We start from the raw sequence: 12,550 nt of genomic DNA, 5'->3' as shown, positions 1-12,550 counted from the left end.
ACTCGGACTTTTGGCATCAAGCTAGGTATAAAACTGGGCACAAAAAAAGCGCGACCTAATAGGGCGCGCTTTGGGGTATTTAGATAAGTCGTAATGAAAACAACGACTCCCATATAGAATTACTTCATCACGTAGGTATAAGCCGATACGACAAGCCAGCGGAAAAATCGAAATAAAAGGGTAGTGGCTTTAAAGGCAAACTTGGCAATGGATACCATTGCTTCTGAACCAATGCTCACGCACTTATGCAAATCGGATTCTTTGTATTCTGAATAGGTCATCTGTTTTCTCATTTCTCGCGCTTGTCTTTCATATGTAAGTAACGACTCCTGTCTGGCGATATCCCCTGAGCGCGTAATGTACGAACTTTCGCCGATAGAGATTTACCATTTTATGCCAAGTGGGTTAATAACTAGCCAAAAGAGAAAGGGCTGAGAGAATTTAACGGCATAGCGAGGTGTAACTGATCAAGTTACCGAAAAAACGAGGGTAATAATGGTATGATCGCGGGCTCAGCACCATAAGTGATAAAGAATAGGAAACAGAATGACTCACCTTACCGAACAGCAAGAAGCTGCAATGGCGACGTTTAAAGAAAACTTACACCTTCCAAATGGTGGTTTTCATAAACTGATTATCGAGCTAAGTAAGGAGTATCAGCTGCCTTTCCAAAAGGTGCGTGCGGTTTTAAAGAAAGCTCAAAAAGATGTTGAACGACAAATACGAGAAGATTTTACCAGCGTTGATGACACAGTACTGAGCCAAGCGAATTGGGTAAACATCATTAAGTCGAAGCTTGTTGACTTAGCGGAAGAAAACCAAACGGTCATGGATAAGCTGCAACAAAACCTGAAGTATCAAAAAGTGTTGTCGGCAACCGAGGGTTCAATCGCAAGCGAAGACGAACGTGACGAGTTGATTGAAGAGTTGATTCAAGCTTATGAGAAAGAGGTGTTCAAACCGTTACTGGCGATGTTGCATACAACGAAGCTGTATTGGAAGTTAATGCTGGTGGATGAGACATGTAAGATGAATGAGGAGAATCGTGAGAAGTTCAGTGATTACCCTCAACACATGCAAGCTGCAGAACACTTATATACTCTTGATCAGAAGTTAAGGTCGATGCCGTTAACTTATTAGTCCATGAATGCACTGATAATGACTCAATGGTGATTTAGAGTTTGATATAAGTTGGTTTCAATAGAAGTACGATAACCTAGCTAGCGTTAGCCGCGTGTGAAATGCAAAAAGGGCTAGGTTTCAGATCTGTTTTACTTCTACTCTATTTTGTTCTGCTAGAGCGAATTGAGGGTGACATCTTTTACATCTTTGGGACTAGATGGTGTTTCTTTTGTAGCCTTTGGGAAATGCTATAGGAGTGTGAAATGTCCTAGGGTGTTTCCGTTGCCTGAAACGATAGTTCCGATGCTTTCTCGTTCATTAAATTCAAAGTCGATGAGATAGCTGTGATGTTGTAGCTTGGGCAATATGTGGCGGTGGAGTATATCGCTATTGAGCTGTCGAATCTCGGTGACCCATGAAATCTCTTCTTTGTGTAAATCTATTTTAATCTTGAGCATTTATTACCTTTTAGTTTATTGACTGTTTTTTCGCGTGATAGTTGGTACCAATGGGTTTGTCGTGTTGTTCTGCGTGACATAACTGTGCCTTGTGTTTATTACATTTGTATTTAAGTGCTCGATCTATTCTGACTTCGCTGACAAAAGAGCAAATGACGATCGATCGGTAGTAGGATCGAATTTAAAAGCTATTGAATGACTATCTGGGTGAAAGCTGACGCAGAGATGGTGTAACGAGGGAATCGAGAACTGTCTATGTGGAACTTGGACTTACTTTAGCATTAACAGCTCTATAGATTAGAGCCAGGTGGCGAACTATACGCCTAGTTTTCAAAATTACAACCCTATTTTCTATTAAATTCAAAAATATTTTTGGGTGATTTACCATCGGTTACTGAAGGTTAAATGAGCGAAGGTCAGGGATTTGACCATGATATCTGACTGAGTCTTGGCTTTTCAGCTGTTCGTATTCGTTGTCATTAGTGGGTTTAATTGATCAGCTAATTTGGTGATGATTAAGTCTCTGTTGTATATGATCTTTACATTGTAAATTACAATCCATGATTTTGGGGTTCAGCGTTGTAATTACAGGGTTTTTGGGTGCTTTCCCCATCTGTTTTTTTCTTCAGGTTGATGAGTATTTTCCTCTTCGCGTCTTTTTGATATTTCTGATTCCTAATACCTCTCCTGACTACGCAAAATATGAATACTCACTTTTACATTTCTGAATAATAAAGTTGTTGTATCGCCAATTTAGTGCAAATATAATTGATAATAGTTCTCACTTGCGTTACAAGTTTGTTGTCAATCCAATGACAGACTTTAAATTATCGTTATTTAGCAGTTGTGTACGCCCCATGCTCGTCTATGAGTAATGTGACTTTCATTGTCATGAGTGGTGGTTTGTATCAATGGCAAAGGAAGAAACATGAAGAAAACAATCAATTCAGTTCGCCAGTTATTGAGCGGGCTTGCCATCGTTCTAGCATCATCATTCATGATGACCGCGCATGCGGAAACCGTCACCATTGAGCATGTGAAAGGCACAGCGCAGTTTACTGAAGTACCACAGCGAGTGGTGGTTCTAGGTCACGGTAGCTTAGACGTGCTCGATAAAATTGGTGTACAGCCAGTTGGCGCGCCTCATAGCTTGCTGCCTGATTACCTAGCTTCGTACAAAGATACGACGGCAAATACAGGCTCTTTAAGCGAACCTGATTTTGAAGCTATCTACATGTTGAAGCCTGACATCATCATCGCGGAAAACCGCATGCTTAAGGTTTACGACAAACTGGCACAAATTGCTCCTACTGTCATGTTTTCTATTGAAGGCGACAAGTACTGGGCTGATGCTCAGCAAAACTGGCGTGTGCTAGGCGACATCTTTGGTAAGCAAGCTGAAGTCGAAGCGATCATTAAAGAGACTCAAGCTTCTATCACAGCGGTAAACGACAAAGTAGCGTCTGACGAAACTTCAGCAATGATGCTAATGAACAACGGTAACAACATTGCGATGTTCAACAAAGGCAGCCGTTTCTCAATCATCTTTGATGACTTTGGTTTCGTGGAATCAAAGAGTGCAACCGTGGCTCCGATTAAAGGAACACACGGCAACCTAATCTCTTTTGAATACATAGCTGATGCAAAACCTGAAGTGCTTTACGTGCTTGACCGCGAAAAAGCGATTGGTAAATCAGAAGGACGCGCACAACAACTGTTTGATAACCCACTGGTTGCGGCAACACCTGCAGCGCAGCACGGCAATATCGTTTACCTTGATTCAAGTGCTTGGTATTTGGCTGGTGGCGGTGTGACAGCGATTCATAGAATGCTTAGTGACATTGAACGTACGATTCAATAGTTACTAACCATCAGATTTTCGGGCTTATAAGAGTGTTCTTATAAGCCCTTTTTCACTTTTTTATACGGGCTACCCGAGACCTATCTTTAGTATTATTCCTATGTTGAAACCCATTGCAGCTGCTGTATTTCTTGTTGTGTTATGCGTTGCGTCATTGATGATTGGAGTCGCTGAAATCAGTTTTAGTGACTTCTTCAATGGCAACCAACACGCCAATTCTATTTATATTGTTAGTCGGATTCCTCGACTATTCGCGATCGTGCTTGCCGGAGCGGGATTGAGTGTTTCTGGCTTGATCATGCAGCAAATCGTACAGAACAAGTTTGCCGCGCCTTCGACGATGGGCACCATTGACTGTGCGATGTTGGGTTACATTGTCGGCATTCTAGTGCTAGGCAATGCTGCGCAATGGAGCTACTTAGGCTTTATCTTCGCGTTTGCAGTGTTTGGCACCATGCTATTGGTTCGCTTCCTACAACACCTCAAGTTTAAGAACGCGGTATTGGTGCCTTTGATTGGCATTATGTATGGCAACGTTGTTTCGTCTCTAACAACCTTTATTGCTTATAAGTACGACTTAGTACAAACCATGTCGGCATGGACTATGGCGAACTTTGCGAGCGTGTTGCAGGGCAGCTATGAAATCCTTTATCTCGCGGTGCCTGCTTGTGTATTGGCTTACTATTTCGCGAGCCAGTTCAGTGCGGCGAGCATCGGTGAGAGCTTCGCGAAAAACATCGGTTTGAATTATCAGAAGATCGTCTTCATTGGTGTTGCGTTAGTGGCTATCAGTGCCTCCTCTGTGGTGATGATCGTTGGTGTTATCCCATTCCTTGGCCTTATCGTGCCGAATATCGTGTCGCTGATGATGGGCGATAACATGAAGAAGATTCTGCCTTGGACTGCCTACTGGGGGGTGATCTTGGTGTTGGCTTGTGACCTGCTAGCTCGAATCGTCATCTTCCCTTATGAGATTCCAATCTCGATGGTAATCAGCATCTTTGGTGGCATGATTTTTATTTACCTAATCATGAGAGACAAGTCGAATGCGTGATTCAGTAAAAATTGCGATTCTGGCTATCGCGTCTTTGGGTATGACAGCGCTATTCATCGGGCAGGGGCTGACGTGGGATAACTACGAGTTCTTCTTGTCTCTGCGACTACCTAAACTACTGTCAATTGTGTTGGCGGCGGTGGCGATTTCTGCATCGTCATTGGTGTTCCAAACCATTACTAATAATCGAATTTTAACCCCATCCATCTTGGGCTTTGATAGCTTGTATATGCTGGTTCAAACGGTACTTCTGTTTGTGTTTGGCAGTACCAGTTTCTGGGTGATTGATTCAATCGCAAACTTTTCGATGTCTGTAACTGTGATGATCTTGTTCTCGTTTGCTTTGTTCCATTTCTACTTTAAGAGCAAGCGAAATAACGTTTTCACACTGCTTTTAATAGGCATCGTGTGTGGCAGCGTATTCTCGAGCTTAGCGAACTTCCTTGCGATGTTGATTGATCCCAATGAATTCGCGGTGCTGCAGAATGTGATGTTCGCAAGCTTCAATAATGTGAAAGGCGAACTGGTTTACCTCAGCCTTATTCCATTAGGTTTGAGCTTGCTTGGCCTTTGGTTGTTAGCGCCTAAGCTTGATGTACTTTGGCTTGGTGTTGATAACGCGACAAGCCTGGGTGTGAACACCAAGCGATTGACTCAGATTACCTTGGTGATTGTGTCAGTGATGGTCGCGGTGTCTACGGCTCTGGTTGGCCCTGTGCTGTTCTTTGGCTTGATCACCGTAAGCTTAGCTCGCCAGATATTCCGATCTTATCAGCATCGTGTGCTTATCATCGCAAGCAGCTTACTAGCGATCGTGCTATTGGTTTCTGGCCAATGGTTTATCGAAAAAGTGATGGCGTTTGAAACCACTGTGAGTGTGATTATTAACTTGGTCGGCGGTTTGTATTTTATGTTCTTGTTGTTACGCACCAGAATTCAGTAAAGGTAGTAAGTAGTGATTAAATTAACAGGTTTAAGTAAGAAGTATGGCAAGTCACTCGTGGTTGATGATGCCAGTGCTATGTTCCCGAAAGGCGAAGTGACTTCTATCATTGGCCCAAATGGTGCGGGTAAAAGTACACTGCTTTCAATGGCGAGCCGCTTAACAGACAGCGACGCGGGTGAAGTGGTCATTGGCGATAAGTTACTGGCTGAGTGGGATACCAAAGAGCTAGCGAAGCACCTTGCCGTGTTAAGACAATCAAATAACATCAACATGCGATTTACGATTCGTGAATTGGTCTGTTTTGGTCGTTTCCCACACTCTCAAGGTCGCTTGAAAGACGAAGATCATAAGATCGTCGATACAGCACTAGAACACCTTGGCATTACTGACATCCAAAACAAATACCTTGATGAGTTGAGTGGCGGTCAGCGTCAAATGGCGTTTATCGCGATGGTTGTGGCGCAAGATACGGATTATGTGTTCTTAGATGAGCCTCTGAACAATCTTGATATTAAACACTCGGTCGAAATTATGCAGACGTTGCGTCGTTTAGCGCATGAGTTCAATAAAGCGGTCGTTATCGTGATTCATGACATCAACTTCGCTTCTTGTTACTCAGATAACATTGTTGCGATGAAGAAAGGCAAAGTGGTTAAGTCGGGTAAGGTTTCGGAAGTGGTTGAAAAATCAGTGATGGAGTCTATCTACGAGATCCCATTTGAGATTCGTGAGTTCGATGGTGTTCGAATCTGTATGTATTATTCTGGTCGTTAGATTACTGAATAACTCGGTTGTTTTGCTTTCTAGCCGTTGAACGAAAAGAGCTCCCATATGAGGAGCTCTTTTTGTTTTCGGATAGTATCTGTGTTGTTAGTGAAATGTTGCAATGCAAAGGTAATTCCCCTTGTATAATAATAACTTAACTGACGTAATATTGACTGGTCGTACTTCTAATAACGCCAGTTTGAAGTCACTCACAGATCTACTCTTCATTTTTGAAAATCAATTGTTTTTTTTTCTACTTAACCTCTGGAAACCGTTCTACACTAGGGTTATAACTGTTTGATTTGTATACGAGGTATCAATGAGTCGGAAACCTATAGTGTTAGTCGTGGATGACACCCCAAGTAACTTGGATGTGTTAACGGCAATACTCAAAGATACTTATCAAGTGAAAGTAGCGATTAACGGCACAATTGGTATCAAAATTGCGAAGATGGTGCCGCAGCCAGACCTTATCCTCCTTGATATCATGATGCCTGACATCGATGGTTACGAGGTGTGCCGCCAACTTAAAGCTCAGCCGAATACGGCTCACATTCCTATCATTTTCGTGACCGCCACAATTGGTCCAGAAGCCGAAGTAAAAGGGCTCTCCTTGGGGGCTGTCGATTACCTAACCAAGCCGATAACCCCTGCAATTGCACTCCAGCGTGTGAAAACGCATATCGCACTTTATGACCAACAACGCGCGTTGTTTAGTCAGGTAAAAGAGAAAACTCAAGATATCAATCTCGGTAAGCTAGAAACACTGAACATACTGGGTAGAGCTGCTGAATTTAAAGACAATGAAACAGGCATGCACGTTAAGCGTATGAGTCACTACTGTGAAGTGCTAGCTAAAGCCTTGGGAATGACTGACGAAGATGCCGAGACGTTGCGTGATGCAGCACCAATGCATGATATTGGCAAGATCGGTATTCCTGATAGCGTATTACTCAAGCCGGGTAAATTGGACGCCGACGAGTGGACAATTATGCAAAAGCATGTCGAATATGGTGTTGATATACTTGGTAGGCAGAGTGATTCCAAACTGATGCGTATGGCTATTCAGGTGGCGCAATATCATCACGAAAAATGGGATGGCAGTGGTTATCCAAACCAGATAGCTGGTGAAGGTATCCCATTGGTTGGAAGAATTGCGGCTGTTGCTGATGTGTTTGATGCCCTGACCGCAGAGCGCCCTTATAAAAAAGCTTGGAGTATTGATGAGGCGCTGAACTTGTTTGAAGAACAGAAAGGCAAACATTTTGATCCAACTATCGTTGATGTGTTTTTTCTGAAGTTACCTGAGATTCTAGCAATTAAAGAGAAATTTAGAGATGAGTGATGGCTTGATGTTGTCGCTAAATCGTTTGGTTGTTTTTCTGGTCATTACACTTGTGGTGTGGTCGCTGCTAATGCGATCTACGAATGCTGCTGAGGTAACAGATACTGAGTTAAATCAGTGGTTGGGAAACCAACCTACGGTAACTTTTGTTGTCTTGGCCAACCATTATCCTTACTCATTCATCGATGATGATGGGCAGGTTTCTGGGATCATCAAAGATTGGACATTAGATCTTGAACAGCGTTTTGGTGTTCATGTTCGGTTTGTCACAGTTAACTCGCGTGTCGAGGCTAAAGCCGCGTTAGTCGACGGGCGAGGCGATGTATTTCCATTCCAACAGTTCGACCCAAGTGAAGGTGGCCGTTTTCTTGCGAGTGCTCCCTATATTCCTTATCAGGTCGCAGTGATTGTTCCCATCGACAACAAACTCGATGGAAACCTAGATCAAAATAATAAACGCCGTATTGCGATGGTTAACGAAAATATCGATTTGGAGCGAGCCGGTGTCAAATTGAGTTCTATTGAGCGAGTGAATTTTGATAACGTTATTGATGCAGTACGTGCGTTAGGGGCCGGGGATGTCGAAGGCATGGTCGGTGAACCTATCACCACTATGGATCTTGCGAAAAAGATTGGCGTTCATGATTTAGCGGTAAATTATGTTCTGGAGCATTGGAAAAGGTTTGAAGCATCAATGGTGATTCGAACCGATGAACCAGAACTGCTGACGCTAATCAACAAACAGATTGAAACCTTCGACGTTGATAACAAGAACCAGATTTTATCGAAGTGGCTAGACAGTTCCCCCTATCGAGTGCCGCTAAAAGGCGTGTTTGGCTTTGGTAACCCTCCGTATATTTACCCAGACAGCACCGCAGTCGGGCTACAGTACGACATTCTTCAGCGTGCACTGAATGACATGGGATATAAACTAGGTGACGTTGTCACACTTCCACCTAGCGCCGCTAAAAAAGCCATCGATAACAATAATTCTATAGCCTTTTTTTCTGGTGTTCAGTTTGATGATCCTAATGCGCACTTTTTAAGTGATAACGTTTTTAATGTTGAGTTTGTTCCTGTTTCACTAACTCGCCGCAAACTCCAACTTCAATCCCCAAAAGACCTATCATTAGGGGCGTTATTGTTCGACGAAACATCCACAATTAAAAACTCTGTTGAAGTTCTGAAGAGTAAGTTAGACATTGATCGTGTTGAAGATTACGAAGATCTTGAATCAGCATTCTCGCAGTTGAGGGCTCAAAATGTTGACCTGCTAATGGTTGAACGAAGAGTGCTAGAGTGGTTTATCACCAATACTCGTTTTATTGAAATGGCAGAGCTAACGCTACATGACGAGTATAAAGTTGAGTATCCGATCTATGTGGACTTTAAGAGTGAAGAAATCAGAGATAGCTTCAATGCCGCAATTAAAAGGCTTAAACAGGAGGATGACGGCTTAAACCAAATTATCGAGATGCAGGTTCAGAGTGATTTAAGCCTAGTCCTTAAAAAAGCGAATATTATCGCGCAAATATCTGCGTATTTTATCGTCAACGACCGCTTTGAAGAGTTGACGGAAGTGTTTGAAATTTTCGACACGGACAGTTCTTTTCAGGTGATCACCGCACAAGCGGATAACAATAGTCGCCCGATCAAATCTTGGTACATAGGCAACCTAGTTGATCAATATGGAGAGAAGAAAAATACCTCTCACTTTTCATCAGTCACCAAGGTGGCGAATTATAGGACCAAGGGAGGGAGTATCAACTCTGGTTCGATGACTTTCTACTTTGATGTTAATTCGTTAGAGCGGAACTATGTTTATTTTCCATCTGTCGAACAATTTAGTTCATTCGGAGATGCGGCGAAACGCTATATTGCGGATGTTTATCAAGCGAGTAACTTGACTGGAGAGATCCTAAATCTAAGCCAAAAAGAGAGGGCGTGGATTAAAGATAATCCGGATGTACGTATAGGTATCGATCCGAATTCGTTACCTTATGAAGCGGTATCCAATACCGGTGAATACATCGGGATGATTGATGATTATCTAACGCTGATTGAACAAAAAACAGGGCTAAGTATTCAGCATGTTGACGTGGCGAATTGGTCTGAGACCCGAAGCTTGGTTGATCATCATGAAGTGGAACTGGTCTCAGCAGCTCAAGAGAATCGTTCGTTAGGAGATAACGTCAAAGCAGCTAAAAGCTTGTTTTCAAGTCGTTTGGCCATTGCATCGAGAAGAGACGTTAGTAGCTTGGTACTTGAAGAAGCTGATGGTTGGAAAATCGGTATATTGAAGAATGCGGCAAATACTAACGCGATTTTAGATAAGTACCCGAACGTTGAGTGGGTAGAGGTAGAATCCACGGCCGATGGGCTCAACCGATTGGATGATAAAACCTTAGACGGCATGGTCGACACTGTTGATGTCCTCAATTACCTCATTGATTCATTTGGTCATCGAGAGATTGGAATTGTCGGACGACTTGATTTTTTCCTTTCACCCACCTTACATGTCATCAAATCTGAGCCTTTGCTTTATTCGATTGTGAATAAGGCGATTGAGAGTATTTCTGCTGAAGAACATCAAAAGATATCGGCGAAGTGGGCGGCGCCAAAAGCGATAGAAAGAGTTAATTATCAATTGGTTTACACCATTTCGGTGTTCTCTCTGGTGATCCTTCTTCTTATTATTTTCTGGAATCGTAAATTAGCGAAGCAGATCAGTATTGCTAAGGAAGCAACCGAAGCTCTGGAAAAGGCGCAGAACCAACTCTACAACATGCTAAATAGCTCTCCAATTGCAGCCAGCGTGGTATTTGAAGAAGAGGTTCGTTACGCGAACGATACGGCAAAACGTTTGTTTGGCGTGGAAGATCAGGCGTTGTCTTCTATCGACGTTGCCGCTATCCATGACTCGCTGAGCGTTCGTGATGGCGTGCATGAAGAGCTCGACCTTAACGGTAAAGTTGAAAATAGGGAGTTAGTACTCAGAAAGTCTGATGGAACCCGATTTGTTGCTTTGGTCAGTTACTATCTTTTTGAGATTGATGGTGAAGTCGCCACACTATTTTGGGCATTCGATATTTCAGAAATGAAGCGCCTTAACGAACAATTGGAAGAAGAGAAACAGAGAGCCGATTTGGCGAGCCAAGCTAAATCGGAATTCTTAGCCAATATGAGCCATGAGATAAGAACCCCAATGAACGCCATTATTGGCTTGTCTTATCTGGCGATTGGCGAAATATCTAATCCTGTCGCTCGAAATTACATTGAGAAAGTGCACCGTTCTGGCCATTCGTTACTCGGTATCATCAATGACATCCTTGATTTCTCAAAGATAGAAGCTGGACAACTTGTTATTGATAACGTCCCGTTTGATCCCGTAACGACCTTTAAAGATGTGATTGAACTAATGGAGTCGAAAGCAGCTGAGAAACAACTCAATTTGTCGATGGTCATCGACCCAGAGTTAGACACGCCACTGCAAGGCGATCCCTTGAGGTTGTTCCAAGTCATACTCAACCTTGTGGGCAACGCGATTAAGTTTACGGAAAAAGGCAGCGTAGCGTTAACGGTGGAGCATGTTGACTCGAACGACAGCAGCCTAACCATGAGAGTGAGTGTGATGGATACCGGGATAGGCATTTCGGATGAGAACCGTCACAAGCTGTTTGAAGCCTTTAGCCAAGCGGATACCACAACGACACGTCGGTTTGGCGGTACAGGGCTTGGGCTCAACATTAGCCAGAAATTAGTTCATGCGATGGGCAGTCAAATTACGGTAGAGAGTGTTTACGGGCAAGGCAGTGAGTTCTCCTTTGTACTGACATTGCCACGCTCAAGCTCGGATGCGTTAGCCGACTTCAAAGCTCAAGAGTTGCAACTGGATTATCAGATAGAGTTCAAAGGGCAAAGAGTGCTATTGGTTGAAGACAATGAGCTGAACCAAGATCTCGCCTTAGCATTTTTCAGTCGCTCTAAATTAAATGCCGATCTTGCTGAAAACGGAAAGGAAGCGCTGGAGTTAGCTAAAAACAACGACTACGAAATAATCTTCATGGATCTTCAAATGCCGATTATGGACGGCTTTGAAGCTACCCGTTTGATTCGTGAATTCGATATAGATGTACCGATTATTGCAATGTCAGCCAATGTTTTTGCTGATGCGAAACAACGAGCGAGGGCGTCGGGCATCACGGACTTCTTGGATAAGCCTATTGTTATTGATAAAGCGATGTCTTTGATTACTCGATACATTGTTCCTGAGGTCTTAGTTGAAGGTCGAGCGCCATCAGACACCTCTTCAGATGCGATCCAGACAGGTGATTCTGGTGAGAGTGCGGAATTGCACTCCGATCCCCAAATTGAGCCGCCTGTTTTCTCTCAGTCGAGGTTTGAGCAACTGACTTATCATGATGTGAAGCTGCAAGCCAAAATGCTTGATAGGTTCTGCCAAGGATCGCCAGACATTATGTCGGATGCTTTTGATAACGTAGTACAAGGCGACTGGGAGACGTTAGAGCGTAATCTACATACCTTAAAAAGCATGGCAGCTTCGATTGGTGGATTGCGATTGGCAGAGTTACTCAGTGATTTAGAAAGCAAAGCGCATAACAAGGCGTGTGATGAAGCAGATCTTAAGCAAGGCGAACTTGGGTTAATCGAACTGATTAAAGCAGTTGAGATCAGCTTTGATGTGTCTGGTGTTGGGGGATTCAATACGACAAGTACTGAAGAAGCCGATGCGAGTCTTGCTGATACCTCTGATTCACCGAGCATCACGTCAGAACAGCATGCTCAGTTGCTATCACTGCTGGATGCTTATGATAACGATGCAACTCAATATGTGACTGAGTTATTGGCACAGTATCCACATTCTGTTGTTCTCAAAGATGTTCGAAGTGCGTTAGATAATTATGACTTTGAACGAGCAAAAGAGGGGTTTGGCGCTTCTGAGTAGTTGTCTTTTATAAATATCACTTCAACATTAAAG

At 43.2% G+C, this 12,550-nt stretch carries 9 protein-coding genes; 7 read left to right on the top strand and 2 right to left on the bottom strand.

All coding sequences use genetic code 11. The features are described from left to right. Positions 1 to 119: 119 nt before the first annotated feature. Positions 120 to 281: a hypothetical protein gene (locus AB6E52_RS09190; RefSeq protein ID WP_170962358.1), complete on the bottom strand. Its 162-nt coding sequence runs from the start codon at positions 279 to 281 to the stop codon at positions 120 to 122. Between the two features lie 265 nt (positions 282 to 546). Between AB6E52_RS09190 and AB6E52_RS09185 the strand changes: the two genes are divergently transcribed. Then, positions 547 to 1,140 (top strand): hypothetical protein, encoded by a 594-nt coding sequence (locus tag AB6E52_RS09185; RefSeq protein WP_017061898.1) that lies wholly within the window; start codon positions 547 to 549, stop codon positions 1,138 to 1,140. A gap of 230 nt (positions 1,141 to 1,370) precedes the next feature. Here the strand turns inward: AB6E52_RS09185 and AB6E52_RS09180 are convergent, their stop codons facing one another. Beyond that, positions 1,371 to 1,580: a hypothetical protein gene (locus AB6E52_RS09180; RefSeq protein WP_004731601.1), complete on the bottom strand. Its 210-nt coding sequence runs from the start codon at positions 1,578 to 1,580 to the stop codon at positions 1,371 to 1,373. Positions 1,581 to 2,508: 928 nt separating this feature from the next. Between AB6E52_RS09180 and AB6E52_RS09175 the strand changes: the two genes are divergently transcribed. The 6 genes from AB6E52_RS09175 to AB6E52_RS09150 all read left to right on the top strand — a co-directional run bounded on the left by AB6E52_RS09175 (position 2,509) and on the right by AB6E52_RS09150 (position 12,517). After that, on the top strand, positions 2,509 to 3,441 hold the full coding sequence (locus AB6E52_RS09175; RefSeq protein ID WP_017061897.1) for a siderophore ABC transporter substrate-binding protein: 933 nt from the start codon (positions 2,509 to 2,511) through the stop codon (positions 3,439 to 3,441). Between the two features lie 100 nt (positions 3,442 to 3,541). Continuing rightward, on the top strand, positions 3,542 to 4,495 hold the full coding sequence (locus tag AB6E52_RS09170) for an ABC transporter permease (protein ID WP_102320323.1): 954 nt from the start codon (positions 3,542 to 3,544) through the stop codon (positions 4,493 to 4,495). Further along, the gene (locus AB6E52_RS09165; protein ID WP_017061895.1) at positions 4,488 to 5,438 is read left to right on the top strand and encodes an iron chelate uptake ABC transporter family permease subunit; all 951 of its coding nucleotides are present in this window, start codon (positions 4,488 to 4,490) and stop codon (positions 5,436 to 5,438) included. Before AB6E52_RS09170 ends, AB6E52_RS09165 begins: the two co-directional genes overlap by 8 nt. 12 nt (positions 5,439 to 5,450) lie before the next feature. After that, positions 5,451 to 6,215, top strand: a complete 765-nt coding sequence (locus AB6E52_RS09160) for an ABC transporter ATP-binding protein (protein WP_017061894.1) — start codon at positions 5,451 to 5,453, stop codon at positions 6,213 to 6,215. Positions 6,216 to 6,525: 310 nt separating this feature from the next. Further along, the gene (locus AB6E52_RS09155; protein WP_102320322.1) at positions 6,526 to 7,551 is read left to right on the top strand and encodes an HD-GYP domain-containing protein; all 1,026 of its coding nucleotides are present in this window, start codon (positions 6,526 to 6,528) and stop codon (positions 7,549 to 7,551) included. Positions 7,552 to 7,621: 70 nt separating this feature from the next. Further along, a complete protein-coding gene (locus tag AB6E52_RS09150) occupies positions 7,622 to 12,517 on the top strand; it encodes an ATP-binding protein (RefSeq protein ID WP_372134457.1) in 4,896 nt (1,631 codons plus the stop codon). Positions 12,518 to 12,550: the final 33 nt, after the last annotated feature.

The organism is Vibrio sp. 10N.247.311.13 (assembly GCF_041467595.1).
Classification (GTDB): domain Bacteria; phylum Pseudomonadota; class Gammaproteobacteria; order Enterobacterales; family Vibrionaceae; genus Vibrio; species Vibrio crassostreae_C.
Note: the sequence above shows the minus strand (reverse complement) of the source record. Positions and strands in the feature narration are given on the sequence as shown.

What these genes read in the sequence shown, in the direction of transcription:
- AB6E52_RS09190 (WP_170962358.1), bottom strand. Translation starts at nt 281, where the DNA reads ATGACCTATTCAGAATACAAAGAATCCGATTTGCATAAGTGCGTGAGC.
- AB6E52_RS09185 (WP_017061898.1), top strand. Translation starts at nt 547, where the DNA reads ATGACTCACCTTACCGAACAGCAAGAAGCTGCAATGGCGACGTTTAAA.
- AB6E52_RS09180 (WP_004731601.1), bottom strand. Translation starts at nt 1,580, where the DNA reads ATGCTCAAGATTAAAATAGATTTACACAAAGAAGAGATTTCATGGGTC.
- AB6E52_RS09175 (WP_017061897.1), top strand. Translation starts at nt 2,509, where the DNA reads ATGAAGAAAACAATCAATTCAGTTCGCCAGTTATTGAGCGGGCTTGCC.
- AB6E52_RS09170 (WP_102320323.1), top strand. Translation starts at nt 3,542, where the DNA reads ATGTTGAAACCCATTGCAGCTGCTGTATTTCTTGTTGTGTTATGCGTT.
- AB6E52_RS09165 (WP_017061895.1), top strand. Translation starts at nt 4,488, where the DNA reads ATGCGTGATTCAGTAAAAATTGCGATTCTGGCTATCGCGTCTTTGGGT.
- AB6E52_RS09155 (WP_102320322.1), top strand. Translation starts at nt 6,526, where the DNA reads ATGAGTCGGAAACCTATAGTGTTAGTCGTGGATGACACCCCAAGTAAC.
- AB6E52_RS09150 (WP_372134457.1), top strand. Translation starts at nt 7,622, where the DNA reads ATGCGATCTACGAATGCTGCTGAGGTAACAGATACTGAGTTAAATCAG.